Here is a 19,305-nt window from a genome sequence, read left to right as displayed (position 1 = left end):
GTAGTATGTTGCATCAGAGATGCCATATTCGCGACAGACTTCGTTGACCTTTCGGCCTGCTTCGACTTCCTTCAAGATCTTTACGATTTGTGTTTCTGTGTAGCGTGATTTTTTCATCATGCGTTCTCCGTTTGTTTCAGTGTAAACGGAAAAACTCTAATTGCTAATGACCAGTTTTTTGGGGAGGGTTACAATTATTATACACTAGGTGATTGATTTTTTTCGATCGGTGTTGATTTTGAGATAATGGTACTAATGTTGAGAATTAGAGAAGGCCCTCAATAGGGCCCTCGAAGAGACATTTAGTTGACTACTTCCACCATAGTAGGGGTAGCAACCTCAGCCTCAATGATAGATTGCACTTCGCTATACAAATCCACATCAACCTCTGGAACAGAGAGTGACACTACTAACGCGTAGCGAGCTTTTGAATGGTACTTTTCATGAGCCGGTCGGGTCTTCCACCAGCCATTCGCAGGATAAACGGCTATCTTTCCTCGTGCAGCGAGATCTGCAGCACTACCTCGCCAAACATCTTTGTGAATTGATCCTCTATGACGTTGCTGCTTTCCCAGTAACCAATTTCCGTCGGCTAAGGATTCCGGTTTTTCACCCTCGGCCTTAGCATTAATCCTTAGCATGAACTGATGGTCAGATTCACCCTGGTGCTTAACGTCGAATCTTAACTGATGGCTGGCATAACTGTATTTGTCTAATGCATTGCGACTAGATGGATTTGGCTCAATAAAGTATGACAAAGTAATCGTGAGCTCTACATCCGCTTCACCAATTCTTTGCAGCTCATCAACGGGCCAAGGCAGGTCGTGTAGATGCATATCTTTAGTCTTGGCTTGTCCCGATTTAGGTCTTATGTATGGCTGCAGTTCATCCTGAACCACCATATATAACGAATTACTTGCACTGCTTAGTGCTTTGTCCAAATTGGGTACACCAAAGCCAACTTTGCGTACCAGCTTGGCCATATCAGTTTTTTTTATGTTGCCATTACCTCGCTCCGCAGAAATCAGTGAGTACATTTCATCCGTCCAATCGGCGGAGTGTACCGTTAGCGCCCTTACTGTTTCAGGCCAAAGCTTTGGATACTTCGATAGGATCTGAGCAGCAAACCTTGCAGCTAATGCAGTAGCAGCACTGGTTGCATTTGCACATCGAAAATGTCGTCTAGAGAAGTCATGATTGGTTGTGAGTAGCTCTAAATCTGGCATACCAGCACAACCAATATCGTCTCGCCCAATATTACCGCCCTCGAACACAATCTCTGGCTTAATCGGCGAATTTTTCCTTTCCCACTCAAGAGATGTAGTTGAATAGGGAGAAAGTCCCCCTTTGGGTGCCAATGGTTTATAGTCGCCTGGTTCTGTTATGACATCTTTCTCGGTATATGCGCCGACAGTTAACACATTCCAAGCTTGAGCAGGGTCATGTACATCGCTTAGATAATTACGCTGTGGATACTCAAAGCTTCCGACAGGGGCCGTATTCCCTGCACAAACAGTGAACAGCCTAGGAAGTGTCCCTTCGCCCAGAAAATCGACCGCAAGCATATCCATTGCACTCGACCACGATGACGCCCGGCCTCTATCCGTTCCTTTTCCTGATGACAGTGACATGGAATAAATTCGTGAACGTTCGGGTTCATAGATCTCTATTTCTGATACCGCATCTTCGGTTACTCTCCCCAGAGACTTCCCAGCATTATCACCATTAAATCTAATGGTTTTCACTGACTCTAGCCGATGGGTAATGGTTTCAGTATGTGTCGAGCTTAATTTATCAGTGAGATCTCCCCACATCGCTAAACCAGCCATACTTGTGCCATGACCTATCGCATCAGTAGGATCATCGTCATCTGTTATTGTTCTCTGATCTGGCAAATCAGCAAAGCAAGACAGCAATGGGTGCTCTACGTTCACGCCGGAGTCGATTATGCAAATATAAGGAGAGTCGGCTGTATAGGTATGATTTAGACGGTTAAGAAGCTCATCAGACCACATTCGCTGCTCTGTAGGCTCCATCGCATCAAAAAATTCCGCCGTGACCTTCGGGTAACGTATCTCTGATACCCTGAAGAGGAGTGTTGCATTTTCTTCAAGCTTTCTTTGACTAGCTTTTACTTGAACAACAGTGTGTTCAGGAAAACGAAGCTGAACTTCAGAGACCTCAATCTCAGCAAGATCCGCTAATCGAGAAAAATCAGAGACTATTTCAAGGTAGTGGTTATGGGTTTGTCGACTCTTCCTCGGTGTTGCTAACCATACTTCCCACCAAACATCCGCTTCTTTGTCTTCGGGCAGAAGACTGATATCGTCAGCCCATATAGCAGAGAAAGCAGCACGCTTGATAGATTTTATTGAATCAATCAGTTTTTGATGGTCAGCCGCGACACCATTCGAATTTTTTTTGTATTTTTCGTAATCATTCAGCTTTTTTTGATAGAAGCTTAACTTACCCTCTGGCACATACGCCGTCGCAAGAGTCGTATTCTGTCCATCTTGCTCCACTGTTTTAACATTGTGTAGCACAATACCTTGGGGATCATTAGCAAGACTCTGAACGGCCATGTCAACGTCTGGAAAGCTTTCAAACTCAACCTGAATACCAACGCCCATTGAGAGCTCCGATGCAGGAATGCTCCGTTTAAGGTCCGTTAAGTCAGTAGCAACATTTTGGATATCTTGGCGTAGCTTTTCGCTGTGAGAAGCCCTATCCTGAGCGGGAATCACTACCTTGTTTGAGCCTCCTTGGGAGCGAGACGTAAACTCATGAGGACTGCCGGAGGAGCTGAAAAAGAAGTGGGGTTTATCAAATTCGTTTTTTTTGGCCATTCAAAATCCTTTTACTCCATAAAGTGCTGGCTAATACTTTTCCTATCCTCAATGGCCTGCATCAGCATTTTAGTGCTAATTGAGCTGTAACCATGGATCAACATTTCTTTGATTGCATCATTTGCAGCTAAAGTTATCTCTGCATTGCTCAACCCTTGCGCAATCGTGGGAAGCCGCTTCCAAGAAAAATTCTTCGCTACGTATGGCTCTAAACGAGAACGAAACAGCTTTGTTATTTCGTCTTCCGACGGCAATTCATATCGAACCACATCATCAAAACGACGAAATAACGCATGATCTAGCGCTTCAATATGGTTTGTTGCGCAGACTATGACGCTATTGGAGTCATCTTGCTCAATCATCTGCAAAAAGCTATTCAGAATACGTCTGGCTTCACCAACATCATTGTTCGAACCACGATGCGACCCTAGGGCATCAAACTCATCAAAAAAGTAAACACCACGAACTTCTTTTATCGTATCAAATATTTGCCGAAGCTTAGCAGAAGACTCACCGAGATATTTTGTAATCACAGCATCTAAACGAACCTCGAAAAGAGGGAAGTCTAGTTCTCCAGCTAAAACTGACGCAGTGAACGTTTTCCCTGTACCAGGCTTCCCTGCCAGCAGGAGCTTTCTCCTGGGAGAGAGGCCGTGGTTCTTGAGCGTTGTTAGATGCTTTTGTTCCTTAACCAACCGCTCTAATCGCCCTTTAACGGCGCTAGATACAATTAAGTCAGAGAAGCGCAATTGAGGATGAGTTGTAACCAGTAAGCCAGAAGCATCTTTAACACCAGATGCAATGGAAACCGGTAAATTGCTCGCGCTTCTCTTCTTCGCTTTTTCAACTAGTCCTTTCAGCTCTTGCGCAAGCTTGCCATGACCATTCCTAGCTTCATGAGCAGCTACCTGGAGCGCAACAGAAACGAACCGGTCGTCATCTCTGTCAATATGTGATTGCAGCAAAGCTTTGATATGGTTGGAGCTAGCCATAGGTTATTCGCAATAGTGAAAAGTGATTACAGTATAATGATACATTGAAACCCCTTTTTCTTCTATAGACTAGGCGTCTCAAGGGGCGTCAAAGCTGGCAATATTTAGCGCAAGGTGAGGTACCCAGTTTACTCTTTGACTCTAAAATGCCCTAGTCAGAAGTCCACCGCGCTATCCCTCTCCGCTATCCTTGCCATCATCCACTCTTCGACTTCACTTTCTACCCACGCAACCGCTCTGCCTCCCAGGGGCACACTTTTCGGAAAGGTGCCGTCTTTCATCAGGTTGTAGATGGTTGAACGGCCAAGGCCTGTCATGTGTTTTACTTCGCTCAGTTTAATTAATCTCATGATATTACTCCGTTATTGGACTCATGAGATTTCCGCGCACGTAAAGATTTACCGGTTTCACCCTCCCCTCTTGCACCCACTCTCCTAACCAACCTGATTTCAGATATATGTCATCGATACGCATAGCCACATCAATCACTTAAAAGGAGACTCCCTATGCGTACATCACACACTCCCCTGTTTACCCCTGCAGATAACTATCCTGCCCACCAGCCATCTGATTTGAATCAGCTCTTAGAGCACGCGGCAGAAGCGCTGGCCCAAAAGTACAAACGCGAAGGCACCTTCACGAGCCCTAACAACGTGATGGAGTACTTAAAGCTCAAACTCGGCGCGTACGATCGTGAAGTGTTTGCGTTGATGCTGCTGGATAACCAACATCGGCTGATCCAGTTCGATATCCTGTTCTTTGGCACCATTGATGCCGCGTCTATCTATCCACGCGAAGTGGCGAAAGCGGCACTGAGTCACAATGCTGCGGCCGTTATCTTTGCCCACAACCATCCCTCAGGGATTGCTGAGCCGTCACAGGCAGACCGTCACATCACTGACAAGTTGATCAAAGCGTTGGGCCTCATCGATGTTCGCGTTTTAGATCATGTGGTTGTTGGTGAAGACTGTGTGTCTTTCGCCGAGCGAGGCTGGATCCCAGTCGTGTAGAGGCTTCACAGGCCATTTTTACACGCCACACAAGCACATAGGCAGCGATACCTTTCCCTGCTTCTCATTATGTTAAAACGGGAAGCAGCCAACCTAGGCGTAACAAGGGTCTGGCTATCTCTGTCGTCACAATGTACACGACGTGTTAGCTCGGGGCCCCCGACCTTACTTTTGATAAATACTTCAATATTTGAGTATTTTGTCCCCTACAGACCGTGACCATTCTTCCTAWTCATCCCAGCCTCTCTTCTTAAAAACAAATATATTAATAGCATTAAAGGGAATCCAATAACGAGGCCCTTATAATGAAAAGAAACTATCCATTCGCATTAGCAATCAGCCTGTTTATCTGTTCAGCGACAGCACATGCAGAGGCTATTCTCCATGCTTTTAATTGGCCGTATCAGCTTGTAGAAGCAAGAGCAGAGCACATTGCTGAAGCTGGTTACAAGAAGGTGTTAGTGGCGCCAGCTATGAAGTCGTCTGGCACAGAGTGGTGGGCACGCTATCAGCCTCAAGATCTGCGTGTTATCGACTCTCCATTAGGCAATAAGCAAGACTTTCAAGCCATGATTGCAGCCCTCGGCCAGCATGGTGTGGCTGTTTATGCCGATGTGGTGCTCAACCATATGGCGAATGAAAGCGGATTACGCGACGATCTTAATTACCCCAGCGCACAGGTCTTAGAACACTATGCGCAAAACCAAGAAGCGTTCGAGCAGCAAACACTTTTTGGGCAGCTCTCGCAGCATTTGTTTTCCAGCACGGACTTTCATCCAGAAGGCTGTATCACTCAGTGGCATGACCCAGGCCATGTGCAATATTGGCGTTTGTGCGGTGGAGAGGGAGATCTAGGCTTACCCGATTTAGACCCGAATCAGTGGGTGGTTGAGCAACAGCGTGCGTATCTATCGGCGCTAAAAGCCATGGGTGTGAAAGGGTTTCGGGTCGATGCAGTCAAACACATGAGCATGTATCACATCAATCAGGTCTTTACGGATGCCATTCGTGAAGGCATGCATATTTTTGGCGAAGTGATCACCAGTGGTGGGGCCGGCGACCAAAGCTATGAGGCGTTTCTTTTGCCTTATTTACAACAAACCACCCATAGCGCTTATGACTTTCCTTTATTTTCACAAATGCGTCGCGCGTTTTCGTTCCAAGGTAGCCTCACTCAGTTGCATCATCCTGAAAGTGTTGGTCAAGCGCTGGATAAACACCGAGCGATCACCTTTACCATTACCCACGACATACCGACTAACGATGGCTTTCGCTACCAAATCATGGATCCCACTGATGAAGCGCTCGCCTATGCCTATATTCTTGGCAAAGATGGAGGGAGTCCGCTGATCTATAGTGATGAGCTTTCTGCAGGCGAAGACAAAGATAACGGCCGGTGGCAAGGCGTATGGAAGCAGCCTGCAATGAAGGCCATGCTCCGCTTTCATAATGCAATGCACGGCAAGCCAATGACGGTGATTGGCAGCACCCAATGTCTGCTGTTATTTAAGCGCGACCAAGCCGGTATTGTGGCGATCAATAAGTGTGGTGAGCCTCAATCTTATACCATGGATACACGCGAATACCCACTTAACTGGTATCGCCCTTATTATGATGTGTTAAGTGATGCGACCACTACCATCTCATCGGATTTTCACACTATCAACATTCCTGCTCGCTCGGCGCAGATGTATATGCATTAATCTATGTCGCCGCCGTCTTGCTATGCCAAGCGGCGGATTGACAGTCAGTGAAATCCGCCGCACTCTATCTTAAAAAGTGGACAAGCTGGGTGTCATGATGACTGTGAATTTTGAGCAAAAAATCCGTCCAGATCGGCCTTTTAGAACGCACACGAACGGCGATTTAATGAAGCAGTTTGAAAGCGATCGTGGACGGATCATTAACTCTGCCGCCGTACGCCGTTTGCAACAAAAAACTCAGGTTTTTCCACTTGAACGCAATGCCGCGGTGCGCAGCCGCCTCACCCACTCTTTAGAGGTCCAGCAAGTCGGGCGCTATATCAGTCAACTGATTGCCGACAAACTGTCTGCCTCGCAACTCGCTCCCCCGCTCGACCGCTGCTTGGAAACCTTGGTTGAGATGGCTTGCCTGATGCACGACATAGGTAACCCACCGTTCGGACACTTTGGCGAGCAAGCGCTCAGTGATTGGCTCAGTGAGCAGGTCCCGTCTATCTACCGCCAACATTTTAATGACGAACTGCCTGAGGAGGTACAACGCGATCTCTGTCATTTTGAAGGCAACGCACAAGGCATACGGCTGATCCATACCTTACAACAGCTGAACCTCACCTATTCGCAAGTCTCCGGCATTCTTAAATACACTCGGTGTGGTAGTGAGCCGAAACCTGCAGATGACGACACGCGCGCTTACCTGAAAAAGAAGGTCGGCTATTTTCTCAGTGAACAAGCATACATCGGCGATTTACAAGAAACGCTCGCCATCTCGCCCGGCTGTCGTGCCCCAGTCAGTTACATCATGGAAGCGGCCGACGATATTTCTTATGGCATTGCCGATTTAGAAGACGCCGTTGAAAAAGGTGTACTGACTCTCGCGGATTTGAAAGCGGCTCTAAAGGCAACTTTTGTCAAGCTTACCCAAGCCAGTGAAGGGCATGACGCCAACACCATGGCAACCATGTTAGAGAATGCGGAAAAGCGCAGCCACGGCAGTGATAGTCAGTTTTTTGTCTTCTTGCGTGTGGAGGTCAATAAACGCTTGCCTCGCCATGCCGCCCAACGCTTTATCGACCATTTACCCGCTGTCATTGATGGCACCTTTAATCACGCGCTAATTGAAGATAACAGCGTCAATCATTTACTTGTACAAACCTTTAAAAACGTCGCTAAAGCGCATGCCTTTTGTCACCCTGAAGTGGAACGCCGCGAGCTACAAGGCTACCGCGTCATCCATGGCTTGATGAGCATCTATCGTCCACTCCTCACCTTGCCCAGTGAGGTGTTTACGGCTTTAGTCAACGGTGATCCGGTCAAGCCACAAGCGTCGATATACACCCAGCGACTATTTAAAAAACTGCCTGAAAAACATAAAAAAGCCTATCGTGACGGGGTGCAAAAACAGGCCCTGGCGGAGCAAATCCCTTCTGCCACTGCGCGTGAATTCTATTTTCGTACTCGCCTGCTAATTGACTATATCAGCGGTATGACGGACCAATACGCATTCGACGAATACCGCGCTTTTCATGTGATTGAAGAAGGCTAAAAAAACCGCTCCGTGGTTAGGGGCGGTTTTTTGCGATATAGCCATTAGCCAAAGCGCTTTTGCCACTTATCAATCACCGTGGCACCAATCAAATCGCCTTGTACATTGACCGCAGTACGGAAGGTGTCGAGTGGGCGCTCAATGATCAGCAAAATAGCAATGGCCTCCAGTGGGATCCCCGCAGCCAGCAACACCAACTGCATACCCGACATCGAGCCCGACGGCATGCCCGGCGCGCCTACCGACGAAACCATCGCCATAATAAAGATCATCACAATGCCGGTCGTCGACAGGTCAATCCCGAACAGTTGTGCCAAGAACACTGCAGCAATGCCTTCAAATAACGCGGTGCCATCCATGTTCATCACCGCGCCCAACGGCAAGACCATGCTCGCGGTCGACGGAGTGACCTTGAGCTCTTCTTTGGCAGCCTGCATCGAAACGGGCAGTGTCGCAGCACTGGATGAAGTGGCAAACGCCATCGCCAGTGGTGCAGAAATGGCGCGAAACAGACTCACAAAGCCAATACCACCAGCAACGCGTGCAATAAGCGGCAACACGATCAGTGCATGAACCATCGTCAGTCCAAACACCAAGGCGGCGAAGCTAAATAGCTGGCCGAATAGATCGTTATCCCCTTTATGGGAGAATTGGAAAACAATCGCAAACACAGCAAACGGCGCCAGCTTGATAATGCCTGCCACCATGGTGTTAATACCTTTATTCAGCCCACGAATGGTCTCGAATAATGGGTGCGACTCTGGCAGCGCGACAATCAGCGAAATGCCGAACAAAATGGTGAACACCACAATCGCCAACAGGTTACCCTGAGTCACCGCGGCAAACGGATTCACCAACGCCATATTGATAAGTTTGGTGGCAATGGCTCCGGCTCCCGCAGCATCTTGGTTGATAAAGCTAATGCTCTCATCGACTGGCGGTGCATTGGTGAGCGGTTGCCATTCGGGCATCATCAGCGCTGCGCCAAGACCAATGGTGATCGCGATGGTGGTGGTAAAGCCGTAAAACAAAAGTGTTGCACCACCTAAGCGCTTAAGGCGAACCACATTGCCAATATTACTGATCCCCTCCAGCAACGAGAGCAATACCATCACGCCGACCACGGCTTTGAGTAGACCGATATAACTGACCTTGGCAAGCATAAGCAATGGATACCAAGTGGTCTGTTCTGCGTTTTCAATGGGGCCGAATACCGTGCCCACCAGCCAAGCCAGTGCGGCCGCCACCGCAATTTGCAATGGCAAAGAATGTCTAAGGGTTTTCCACATTGTCTTTTCCCTAATCACAGCGTCATAGCTGCATAATGATGATTTATCTGCATTTTTGTAGCGAATTGGCGACAAATCATAGCAAGTAGCGGAATTCAGCTCATGTAAAAGTTATGAACAATCTGGAATAACTAGTAACAAAATGGTTGGTTGGCGAATGAGGCCACACTTTTCACTGCAAATACCAAGAAAACGCATGATAAAAAAAAGCCCGCCATGACAGCGGGCTAGGGCTCACCACAAAGCCATTATTGGGGGCGTTGGTTTTGTGGGTTGAGCTCTAAGTTGACGGGGGTATCTAGCTCTTGGTTCAAGGCTTTTTCGAGTTCTGCCACATTGGTGCCCGGTGTGGCTTCAAGAAGAGCAACGCCCTCTAGGTAACTTACCAAACTTAAACCGTATTTTTGAGCCAGCTCACTCGCGTGCGCTTCGTTCGCTTTTACCAAAATAGAGCCAGTAACAGTCAAAGGCGTGCTTTGCGCGGATACAGCGACCTTATCGCCAACCATCACGCCCATTTGTTCACCGCTCATGCTGCGAGCGCTGTTGGCCGTATCCACCACCACGTAGTCTTGACCGTTCAATTGCACGCTACCTGCGCTAACACTCAAGCTAAAGCCCATGATAGCGAGTGCTGAGATCATCTTTTTCATACTTCGTCTCCTATTAACCACGGTGACCGATGACACGCAGTGACCATTGGGTCAGTTTCCCATCATCGCGGTTGTTGGGCATGGATTTAACCTCGCCACCTAAGGTGTACTGGCGTGTATCACCGTCAGTATCCGTGACATAGAGCGTCCACTGACCTTGCGATGCTTCACCATTAAATTTGTGCGATAGCATTAAATGGTCGGTAAAACCTTCTGGATAGGTAGGATCCAAGGTGTTTGAAAGCATACTGTTACGTGGTGACATCAATACGCTCCGAGTCCCTGCGGGCGACTCTAACTCAATGAGCAAATCAGACATACGGCTGTGCTCAATTGAGGTACGCACTTGTACCGCCTCAATAGTGAGGTTATCGGCCACTTGCACACTGTCTGCTGTCGCTACCGCCCCAGCATCGGCTATCGCAAGTCCAGTTTCACCCTCTTGGTTGTGATAAGACCACGCCCAATCCGTGAACACTTGTGCAGGAAGTGGCTGATATGTCTTCGCCGCATCGAGTACCGCATTGACATCAATCAAACCAAACCCGTAGGTTGGGCTATACCAACGCCCCGCAGCATTTTGTTTCCAGCCTTCTAGGCCAGTCACCGTGCGCTCACCACCACGTGCTGTTTGATAGGTTAAAAGAACATCAGCATCGTCTGCATCCACCCGTGTCGCGGTCGTCGCTAATAGGTGACGAATATCGCGCTGCGATAGGTTCGGGTAGGCTGACATCATCAACGCAAATGCCCCTGAGGTATTTGGCGCCGCCGAGGAGGTCCCGTTCATCACGCTGTTGAAATCACAGGTGTTGTCTATCTCCGTGCCACCGTGCAGGTCGTGCGAATCGTAAGGAATACGATCGTCGCGGTTATAGCCCATGGTACAACCGGTGAGGTCCGTGGTGATATGAGCGGGTTTATTGGTGCCATACTCCCCACCCGGTGCAGTCAGGAACACATTGCTCCCGACCGACGAGTAGGAAGAACGTTCGCCGTCTGCATTGAGCGCGCTGACCGTGACGTTCCAATAATTCGCATTATCAGACGATTGGTTGCTGTTCTGCCAAGGCAACCCGTGGTTCCCGTCGACAGGACCGAAGCGCTCACGATTAAATGAGGTACGCTTATAACCATTTCCCGCTGATTTGATGAATATCGCCCCCAGTCCGCCAAAAGCTTCCGTGCTCATTTTTTTGTATTGGGCATTCTGGCGACCATCATAGCTCATTGGGTCATCGCTGTAGGGATAGCTGCGAACCCCGGGACCACCATAGCTTTGGTTGAATATACGGACATCATCCGAATAGCCTTCACGGCCATGGCTAATCTCCCATGCATTCTGGCTTTGATATGCTAGGTAGTTATACCCTTGCAGGTTGGCAAGCGGCGCAACCCCCATACCGCCAAGGCCGTTATCTCGCACTGCGGCGATGATGCCAGCCACCGAAGTACCATGTGCGGTGTTACGATTACTCCAGCCTTCTGGCGTCGGATCATTGTCACGATTGACAAAATCGTAAGATTTACCTGCTCGGACATTGGCCGCCAAATCTGGGTGACCAATCTCCAACCCATCATCCACAACAGCGACATTGACGTTTTGGCCCAGAATAGCCTGTCGGTGAGCCCACCAAAGGTTTAGGTCGTTCCCCGCTTGCCCACCTTCGCGGGCAAAGGCTTTCTGACCACTATTGAGTAGGTGCCACTGCTGCGCTGTAAATGGGTCATCACCCGGCAAACAGCGCTCTGCACTGGTGCGGCCAATATCAACAGGCTCATTGCCCGTTAACGCCACACAAGCCTGTGGATCGGGCTCGACAGGCTCAGGCACTTTTGCCATTGCCCACGCCCCGGAGGTGTGGAAAAGCGCGCCGATAATCAACGCAAGAGAGCTGTGTTTGTGCATTTATCATTCCTTTTTACACTAACTAGACGTGTCTCGATTCTGAGAGACCCATCATTAGTAAAAAGAAATAACCTAATGATAAACAAGCAATTAAATAAGATGTGATCTTGTGCCTAGCTTTTAAACAAAAATCATCTAAAAAACTGACCACACCCCGCATCTGTTAACATTTAATTCACGTAAAAAATCAAATATTGCGACAAAAAAGGCAATATAAAAACGTAATAAATCACAGAATTATTTAAGAAATGATCTAAACGCTTCACCTCGACGCACTCCGACAAATCGGCTATTCGCCGTGTCCCCCCTTTATCAGCCCGTAAACCAAAGAGTCATTGACCCATCGACGAGGGAGAGAGATGACGTCGAAGACGGGTAAATCATCTACACTCATTAATGATAGATAAATCAATAAAGCAAGCGGATATTAATGGGAATAGTAAGGCGGATACCTTGAGTAAAGCGTCACTTGATCAGTTTAAACAGTACTTTTTTGATGCGCTGGATATCGTGCCATTGCCCTTATTGATATCGGAAGGGATTGTGACTGATGAAATTGGCAATAACAATCGCGTCCATATTTTCTTTAATCAAGCCTTCCGACAAGAACTCGGCTATACCCTAGATAGTATGCCAGACATCTACCAATGGTTTGAAAAAGCCTATCCGGATCCTACCTATCGGCAAGATGTCATTAACCAGTGGCATCTAGCCGTGCACGAGGCGCAAGCACGCGGTGAACGTACCGTTGAACTTCCGGCATTAATCACCCATGCCAATGGAGAGCAGCGTTGGTATGCGGTCACGGCACAAGTCGATGTCACGCCAAACCCAGATTGGCACATCGTTGTATTTCGAGATATCCATCAACTCAAGACTTCACTCGATGAGACGACGCACGCCTCTCTGACGGACAGTCTGACCCAACTAACAAACCGGCGAGGCCTTTCAGAATGGTTTGAGCAATATGCTCATCACACTGCACTCGGCACTATCGTGTTAGACATCGACCGATTTAAGCAGGTCAACGATAGCTTAGGGCATATTGCGGGGGACCGGTTGTTGGTCCAGATCGCAAGCCAACTTACGCAGTTTTCACCGTCGAAAGCATGCTGTGCCCGCTGGGGAGGCGAAGAGTTTGTTATCATCATACCGGGCTGTACATACCAAGACGTGGTCCAGCTAGCCAACACCCTTTGTCATCATGTTTACCAAGAAGGGTTCTTGTGGCATGCCACTCGCCATCAGGTTAGCGTCAGCGCAGGCATTAGCTATACAGAAGCGGGCCACCATTCACTGGATGAGGTTGTTGCGCGCGCGGACCGGGCAATGTATGCCGCCAAACAGCGTGGCCGTAATCAAGTATGCGATGATCTCCCATAAGTTGCCAATCACTTAGCCACTATTGTATTGGCAATGCGGTCTCTACCCCTAGTGAACGGCGCGCCAAGTACACATCATGCAAACTTGGGTCATCGGCCTCTCCTTTCACTGCATTGTCATTTTGACAGCCTAGATCTCAAATGCGACTTCATCCAACTCCGTTCGATGGGCGAGTGCTGCCGTTATCACGTATCATAAATCAACCCTAAGGAGCTTTTATGAGTTGGATTGAAACAAACGAGGCCATCTTCCGGCTGAGTGTGTTTGTCGCCGTGCTGGCGGTGATGCTACTCGCTGAGTGGCGCAGGCCAAAACGCCCCCTTACCAGAACACGGCGAGAACGCTGGCGTGGCAATATTAGTTTGACGGTGTTTAACACCCTAACGCTACGCTTGTTTGCCCCGCTAACAGCGGTCGGTACTGCGGCTTGGGCTCAAACCCATCATGTGGGCGTGTTCAATGTCCTCGCTCTGCCCGAGGCATTCGCGGTAATAGTGACACTGGTGCTGATGGATTTGGCCATTTGGTATCAACACAAGCTATTCCATCAATGGCCTTGGCTATGGCGTTTGCACCTTGTCCACCACGCGGACATGGACATTGATGTCACCACAGGAGCACGTTTCCATACCGTAGAAATTTGGCTTTCCATGCTGATTAAATGTTTAGTTGTCATGATGGTCGGTGCGCCTGTGATGGGGGTGATCCTTTTTGAGACCTTGCTAAGCGGCATGGCCATGTTTAATCACAGCAATGTCGCCGTGCCCAAACAGATAGATGAGTGGTTACGCCGCGTTATCGTTACCCCCGACATGCACCGGGTGCACCACTCGACCCGTTTTCATGAGTGCAATGCCAACTATGGTTTCAATCTGTCTTGCTGGGACCGCTGGTTTGGCACCTATGTGCCACAACCGCGTAAAGGCCATAAAGGGATGCGTATCGGCTTAGCCGAAGTCAGCCAAGCCACTGACGCCAGTCATATTTTGGGGATGCTGCGTTTGCCTTTGCGTTGGCATATACTTCAGCGCGCCTATCAAAATAACAAGGAGACGCAGGCGCATGAGCCAAGTCATCGTCACATCCAAAAACCCCGCTAAAATCGCCGCCGTTGAAGCTGCCTTTCGTGATGTTTTTCCTGAACACCCCTTTACGTTTACCGGTGTCGCGGTCCCCAGCGACGTGCCAGACCAACCCATGACAGAGAAAGAAACCTATGCCGGTGCCTGCAACCGTGTTCAGCATGCCAAAGCAAAATACGAAGGGGATTTTTACGTCGGGGTAGAGGCCGGATTAGACCACCAGCATACCTTTGCATGGATGGTAATCGACGATGGGACGACACGCGGTGAAGCGCGCTCAGCCTCTCTACCGCTGCCACCAGAGGCACTGCGCGCATTACACCATGGCGAGGAGCTGGGTGATGTGATGGATCGTATGTTCAGCGAGCAGAACGTGAAGCAAAAAGGCGGTGCGATTGGTATGCTCACCGGGCATCGCTTAACGCGCTCAAGCGTTTACCATCAGGCACTTATCTTAGCCTTGATTCCTTTTCTGCACCCTCACCTATACCGCTGATAAACCAAGAAAAAACGGAGCCCGAAGGCTCCGTTATCAATAAAATAGTGGCGTTCCGCTAGTCGGTATGCGCTTTCTGCTCTGCTTCGCTTTTGAGTAAACGCGCCAGCCACGCTTTACTGTCATCATCAAGGCGTTTGAGCTCATTGGAGCCGCGCGTCACGGTAGCGATGCCAACCCCCAGCAACTGACTCAGTTGGCGCTGGCTCATTTTACCTTCCAATAGCTCGTGTAAAATATTGATCCTTGCGACCAAGGTATCACGCTCATCTGGCGTCAGTAGCGCCGTCAGCAACGCATCATCATGGCCATCTTGTCCGGCACGACGCACTAAAGCGATAACATCTTGCCACCCTGAAAATGCAGGTGATTGCGACATGGTTTCCTCTCACGGTTAACGTCAGTGCGGCAAGTGTACCATTAATAACGTTTCGCTAACTCGTTGGCCCGTAAAAATTGAACCGGCTCCCCCAATAGCTGACGGTAATAGATTTCAAACATCAGCACATTTTGTACATAATGACGGGTTTCATAAAACGGGATCGACTCGATAAAAGCAATCGCATCCATATGGCCTTGCGATCGTTCTAACCAGCGCGATACCCGATGCGGCCCCGCATTATAGGCAGCAAAGGCTAAGATGCGATTGCTCTCAAAGCGATCTAGCATCATTTTTAGATAGCCACTGCCAAGACGAATGTTCACCCCAGGATCGCTTAAACTCGCCGGCCCTTCGTAGTCATAACCAAGCTCCCGCGACGTTTCTCGCGCCGTCCGCGGCATGAGCTGCATTAAGCCTCGCGCGCCAACATGAGACACCGCATGGGTGAAGAAGGCGCTCTCTTGCCGCGACAACGCCATTAACGTGGTTTTATCCACCCCTCGCTCACGGCTGAAAAACTCAAACCACCACTGATGGGCAAGCGGGAAACGCAACGATAAGTGATCCCACATTTTTCCGGCGATCGTTGCCTGCACCGCCAAGTGATACCAGTGCTTTTTACTGGCGTATGCCGCCAATAACGCAATTTGCGCATCGCTGGCACGGTTGAGGACGTAATACCATTCACGTTTCGCGGCATAGATTTTGTTCAGCGCAATCAGCTCATCCACTCGCGCTAACACATCTTTCACTGGCATCAGCCCCTCTTCTTTGAGGACCGCTGATCGGGAAGGAATATGAATAGCTTGATCCAAATGCTGCGCCGCAGCGACACTGTAGAAGTTGCGCTCTCCCACCATATTGGCGAAGGCGCGATTGGCTTGCTCACTATCCCCTAACTCGAGCTGAATGCGCGCATCCCAATAGCGCCACTTCAGCGATTGCTTCTCGGTATCACTGAGTAGCGACAGCCACGCATTGAGCGCGTGCCAATCATTGTCCAATAACGCCAATCGAAAGCGTCGCTCAATCAAGCCATCGTTGTGGGTATTGCGCAGCATGCGATCGCGCCACCCCGCAAGAGCAGGATCGTCATCATTCATCAATTGGCTGATCAGGTAATCGGCAATTTCTTGGCGTTCACGCTTATCATAATGTTGCCCTTCAACCGTACGACGAAACTGACGAATGGCTTGCGCTTCGTCTTTACGCGACAAGCGTTCAAATGCCAGTCGGGTTAGCTTTTGGTTAAAAGGCGTCACCTGACTGCGCTTGGAAAAATCAGCGACGTTCTCAGGCTCATCATAAAGCGCCAGTACCTGCTCGCCTTGTGGCTGATAAGACGCCGGTAATTGGCGATTTAAATACCGCATCAGGCTACGGTTACGTGCTTCAAAGGTTAGTAGCATCCGCTGTAATATCAGCTCTCCGGTTAAGAGTTTTTGCTCAGATAAAAAACCGAATAAGGGATCGCAAGCGCTGTCTACCGACTGACCCGAGAGATAAAGCGATTTCGCCCCACTGCGTGCTAATGCGCGGTTACCAGCCTGACTGTGGGCGTAATAGTACTGACACTGATAACGCTCACCACGCGGGACATCGGTCTGGAAAGACACCAAGGTTTTCCATTCCCCTCGATCGGCAAGCAAGGTCAAATAGTCGGCCCGCAAACTGTTTACAAAAGGCAACGAACTGTAGCGGTTGATAAAGTTAGTGACCGACTTGTGCGACTTTAATGACAAATTGCGAGTAAAGTCACGATAGTCCAAATAGGGATAAAGCGGGTAATCGCGAAGCTGGCCCTTTAAGGTACGAAAGCGCTTGAGATCACCACGCTCGATGGCGTCGATTGCGGCCTCATATTGGCGCTGTTGCGGGGTCAACTCGGTGCCGTCTGGGGTGGATGAGGCCAACACCGCCGGCGCGGCAAAGCTGGATGTCACTAATACGCCTGACACTAAAGGGCGTGAGAAGGCACGGACACAGACGACAGCGAGACGATACGCTGCGCCATATGGCCGGGAGAAGGCAGTGAGTAATTCCATGTCAACGGTTGCTCCTGTGTTCCTAACATCGAGTAGACAACAGCCTGGAAGGCAAATTCCCTCGATGTTAACGCCTGAATATGACGATCACTGTTAAACTTGGCAAAGTTAACGTTAGAATAGCGTCTTTCACTCCACAACTATTAACGCGAGCAGAAATGGCTGAGTACGTATATACCATGTCGCGGGTGAGCAAGATCGTGCCACCTAAGCGCCAAATTCTGAAAGATATTTCTCTATGTTTCTTCCCCGGCGCCAAGATCGGTGTGTTGGGTCTAAACGGTGCGGGTAAATCGACCCTATTGCGCATCATGGCCGGTATCGATACCGACATTGAGGGTGAAGCCCGTGCGCAACCAGGCTTAAAAGTGGGTTATCTGCCCCAAGAGCCGGTATTGGACGAAGACAAAACGGTTCGTGAAACCGTCGAAGAAGCGGTTGCCGATGTTAAAGACGCATTGAACCGACTCGATGCAGTTTACGCGGCTTACGCTGATCCAGATGCAGATTTTGACGCCTTGGCGCAAGAGCAAGGCGAACTGGAAGCCTTGATCCAAGCAAAAGACGGTCACAACCTCGACAACGCCCTTGAGCGCGCCGCTGATGCCTTGCGTCTGCCTGAGTGGGATGCACAAATTAAGCACCTTTCGGGTGGTGAGCGCCGTCGTGTCGCCATTTGTCGCTTGCTCCTTGAGAAACCAGATATGCTGCTTCTTGATGAGCCAACCAACCACTTGGATGCCGAATCTGTTGCATGGCTTGAGCGCTTCTTGGTCGATTACACCGGTACTGTGGTGGCGATTACCCACGACCGCTATTTCTTGGATAACGCTGCTGGCTGGATTCTGGAGCTTGACCGTGGTGAAGGTATTCCTTGGGAAGGTAACTATACCTCTTGGCTGGAACAGAAAGACGTTCGCTTGAAGCAAGAAGCGTCACAAGAAAAAGCACGTCAAAAAACCATCGAGAAAGAGCTCGAGTGGGTGCGTCAGAATCCAAAAGGACGTCAGGCCAAATCTAAAGCGCGTATGGCGCGTTTCGAAGAGCTTAATACGTCAGATTATCAACGCCGTAACGAGACCAATGAGCTGTTTATCCCGCCGGGTCCACGCTTAGGCGACAAGGTTATTGAGGTGAACAACCTCACCAAATCCTTTGGGGATCGTGTCTTGATTGACGATCTGTCGTTCAGTGTGCCTAAAGGGGCCATCGTCGGTATTATCGGTCCAAACGGTGCGGGTAAATCTACGCTGTTTAAGATGCTAAGTGGCACTGAGCAACCAGACTCAGGCACCGTGGAAGTAGGTGACACCGTCCAATTGGCATCGGTGGATCAGTTCCGTGACAGCATGGATGACAATAACACTGTCTACGACGAGATCTCAGAAGGGGCGGACATTATTCGCATTAACAACTTTGAGTTGCCAGCGCGCGCCTATGTGTCACGTTTCAACTTTAAAGGGAGCGATCAGCAAAAACGCATCGGTGAGCTTTCCGGTGGTGAGCGTAACCGTGTCCACCTTGCCAAACTGCTTAAAGCAGGCGGCAACGTGCTCCTTCTCGACGAACCGACTAACGACCTTGACGTAGAAACCTTGCGTGCACTCGAAGAAGCCCTGCTTGAATTCCCAGGCTGTGCCATGGTGATCTCGCACGATCGCTGGTTCTTAGACCGTATTGCAACCCATATTCTTGACTATCGTGACGAAGGCCAAGTGAACTTCTTCGAAGGTAACTTTGCTGAGTACACCGATTGGTTGAAGAAAACCTTGGGTGCGCAAGCTGCTGAGCCGCATCGTATCAAGTACAAGCGCGTCGCCAAGTAATTGCCGCACGACAGCCCTGCTAGGAGGGCTGAGGTGGCTATCTACCATCTCAGCCCCAGCGGGGCTTTTTATGCGTCCTAAACCGTATTGTCTCCGGTACATAGCGCAATAAAGGTAACCAAACGTTGCAAAAGTGAGACAAAACG

The 19,305-nt window shown here is 49.4% G+C and carries 16 protein-coding genes; 7 read left to right on the top strand and 9 right to left on the bottom strand.

Features of this window, described 5'->3' with window-relative positions; genetic code table 11:
• The 4 genes from BZG82_RS11395 to BZG82_RS11380 form a co-directional block, all read right to left on the bottom strand.
• Positions 1–117, bottom strand: a 117-nt coding sequence (locus BZG82_RS11395; protein ID WP_158076005.1) for a transposase, incomplete at its 3' end; no start/stop codon positions are given.
• A gap of 185 nt (positions 118–302) precedes the next feature.
• On the bottom strand, positions 303–2,846 hold the full coding sequence (locus BZG82_RS11390; RefSeq protein ID WP_077765879.1) for a S8 family peptidase: 2,544 nt from the start codon (positions 2,844–2,846) through the stop codon (positions 303–305).
• Positions 2,847–2,857: 11 nt separating this feature from the next.
• The gene (locus BZG82_RS11385; protein WP_046075173.1) at positions 2,858–3,838 is read right to left on the bottom strand and encodes an AAA family ATPase; all 981 of its coding nucleotides are present in this window, start codon (positions 3,836–3,838) and stop codon (positions 2,858–2,860) included.
• A 155-nt stretch (positions 3,839–3,993) separates the two neighbouring features.
• Complete coding sequence (locus BZG82_RS11380; protein ID WP_077673336.1) at positions 3,994–4,188, bottom strand: AlpA family transcriptional regulator; 195 nt, start codon at positions 4,186–4,188, stop codon at positions 3,994–3,996.
• Between the two features lie 156 nt (positions 4,189–4,344).
• Between BZG82_RS11380 and radC the strand changes: the two genes are divergently transcribed.
• The 3 genes from radC to dgt all read left to right on the top strand — a co-directional run bounded on the left by radC (position 4,345) and on the right by dgt (position 8,094).
• A complete protein-coding gene (radC, locus tag BZG82_RS11375; RefSeq protein WP_077676327.1) occupies positions 4,345–4,848 on the top strand; it encodes a RadC family protein in 504 nt (167 codons plus the stop codon).
• Positions 4,849–5,153: 305 nt separating this feature from the next.
• Positions 5,154–6,551: an alpha-amylase family protein gene (locus tag BZG82_RS11370; protein ID WP_077765878.1), complete on the top strand. Its 1,398-nt coding sequence runs from the start codon at positions 5,154–5,156 to the stop codon at positions 6,549–6,551.
• Between the two features lie 94 nt (positions 6,552–6,645).
• Positions 6,646–8,094 (top strand): dGTPase, encoded by a 1,449-nt coding sequence (gene dgt, locus BZG82_RS11365; RefSeq protein ID WP_198928552.1) that lies wholly within the window; start codon positions 6,646–6,648, stop codon positions 8,092–8,094.
• 44 nt (positions 8,095–8,138) lie between these two features.
• On the opposite strand, the gene BZG82_RS11360 is transcribed toward dgt, so the two are convergent.
• From BZG82_RS11360 to BZG82_RS11350, 3 genes are all read right to left on the bottom strand, one after another.
• Positions 8,139–9,383 carry a dicarboxylate/amino acid:cation symporter gene (locus BZG82_RS11360; RefSeq protein ID WP_077640211.1) on the bottom strand — a complete coding sequence of 415 codons (1,245 nt, stop codon included), beginning with the start codon at positions 9,381–9,383 and terminating at the stop codon, positions 8,139–8,141.
• Positions 9,384–9,631: 248 nt separating this feature from the next.
• Complete coding sequence (locus tag BZG82_RS11355; protein ID WP_077765877.1) at positions 9,632–10,036, bottom strand: hypothetical protein; 405 nt, start codon at positions 10,034–10,036, stop codon at positions 9,632–9,634.
• Positions 10,037–10,049: 13 nt separating this feature from the next.
• Positions 10,050–11,945 (bottom strand): S8 family serine peptidase, encoded by a 1,896-nt coding sequence (locus tag BZG82_RS11350; RefSeq protein WP_077765876.1) that lies wholly within the window; start codon positions 11,943–11,945, stop codon positions 10,050–10,052.
• A 453-nt stretch (positions 11,946–12,398) separates the two neighbouring features.
• Here BZG82_RS11350 and BZG82_RS11345 point away from each other — a divergent pair, with 453 nt between their 5' ends.
• From BZG82_RS11345 to yjjX, 3 genes are all read left to right on the top strand, one after another.
• The gene (locus BZG82_RS11345) at positions 12,399–13,328 is read left to right on the top strand and encodes a sensor domain-containing diguanylate cyclase (protein ID WP_158076003.1); all 930 of its coding nucleotides are present in this window, start codon (positions 12,399–12,401) and stop codon (positions 13,326–13,328) included.
• 218 nt (positions 13,329–13,546) lie between these two features.
• Positions 13,547–14,428, top strand: a complete 882-nt coding sequence (locus tag BZG82_RS11340; RefSeq protein ID WP_077765874.1) for a sterol desaturase family protein — start codon at positions 13,547–13,549, stop codon at positions 14,426–14,428.
• The gene (gene yjjX, locus BZG82_RS11335; protein ID WP_077479908.1) at positions 14,391–14,906 is read left to right on the top strand and encodes an inosine/xanthosine triphosphatase; all 516 of its coding nucleotides are present in this window, start codon (positions 14,391–14,393) and stop codon (positions 14,904–14,906) included. Before BZG82_RS11340 ends, yjjX begins: the two co-directional genes overlap by 38 nt.
• Positions 14,907–14,964: 58 nt before the next feature.
• On the opposite strand, the gene trpR is transcribed toward yjjX, so the two are convergent.
• Both trpR and sltY read right to left on the bottom strand, forming a co-directional pair.
• On the bottom strand, positions 14,965–15,285 hold the full coding sequence (gene trpR, locus BZG82_RS11330; protein ID WP_069589177.1) for a trp operon repressor: 321 nt from the start codon (positions 15,283–15,285) through the stop codon (positions 14,965–14,967).
• 41 nt (positions 15,286–15,326) lie between these two features.
• Positions 15,327–17,333: a murein transglycosylase gene (gene sltY, locus BZG82_RS11325; protein ID WP_077765873.1), complete on the bottom strand. Its 2,007-nt coding sequence runs from the start codon at positions 17,331–17,333 to the stop codon at positions 15,327–15,329.
• A 158-nt stretch (positions 17,334–17,491) separates the two neighbouring features.
• Between sltY and ettA the strand changes: the two genes are divergently transcribed.
• A complete protein-coding gene (ettA, locus tag BZG82_RS11320) occupies positions 17,492–19,159 on the top strand; it encodes an energy-dependent translational throttle protein EttA (protein ID WP_077456225.1) in 1,668 nt (555 codons plus the stop codon).
• Positions 19,160–19,305: the final 146 nt, after the last annotated feature.

Origin of the sequence: Salinivibrio sp. PR5, from assembly GCF_001996085.1 — a bacterium.
Classification (GTDB): Bacteria; Pseudomonadota; Gammaproteobacteria; order Enterobacterales; family Vibrionaceae; genus Salinivibrio; species Salinivibrio proteolyticus.
This window is presented reverse-complemented; position numbering and strand designations above follow the sequence as displayed.

Coding starts and splice junctions, on each gene's coding strand:
- BZG82_RS11390 (WP_077765879.1), bottom strand. CDS start 2,846: ATGGCCAAAAAAAACGAATTTGATAAACCCCACTTCTTTTTCAGCTCC.
- BZG82_RS11385 (WP_046075173.1), bottom strand. CDS start 3,838: ATGGCTAGCTCCAACCATATCAAAGCTTTGCTGCAATCACATATTGAC.
- BZG82_RS11380 (WP_077673336.1), bottom strand. CDS start 4,188: ATGAGATTAATTAAACTGAGCGAAGTAAAACACATGACAGGCCTTGGC.
- radC (WP_077676327.1), top strand. CDS start 4,345: ATGCGTACATCACACACTCCCCTGTTTACCCCTGCAGATAACTATCCT.
- BZG82_RS11370 (WP_077765878.1), top strand. CDS start 5,154: ATGAAAAGAAACTATCCATTCGCATTAGCAATCAGCCTGTTTATCTGT.
- dgt (WP_198928552.1), top strand. CDS start 6,646: ATGATGACTGTGAATTTTGAGCAAAAAATCCGTCCAGATCGGCCTTTT.
- BZG82_RS11360 (WP_077640211.1), bottom strand. CDS start 9,383: ATGTGGAAAACCCTTAGACATTCTTTGCCATTGCAAATTGCGGTGGCG.
- BZG82_RS11355 (WP_077765877.1), bottom strand. CDS start 10,036: ATGAAAAAGATGATCTCAGCACTCGCTATCATGGGCTTTAGCTTGAGT.
- BZG82_RS11350 (WP_077765876.1), bottom strand. CDS start 11,945: ATGCACAAACACAGCTCTCTTGCGTTGATTATCGGCGCGCTTTTCCAC.
- BZG82_RS11340 (WP_077765874.1), top strand. CDS start 13,547: ATGAGTTGGATTGAAACAAACGAGGCCATCTTCCGGCTGAGTGTGTTT.
- yjjX (WP_077479908.1), top strand. CDS start 14,391: ATGAGCCAAGTCATCGTCACATCCAAAAACCCCGCTAAAATCGCCGCC.
- trpR (WP_069589177.1), bottom strand. CDS start 15,285: ATGTCGCAATCACCTGCATTTTCAGGGTGGCAAGATGTTATCGCTTTA.
- sltY (WP_077765873.1), bottom strand. CDS start 17,333: ATGGAATTACTCACTGCCTTCTCCCGGCCATATGGCGCAGCGTATCGT.
- ettA (WP_077456225.1), top strand. CDS start 17,492: ATGGCTGAGTACGTATATACCATGTCGCGGGTGAGCAAGATCGTGCCA.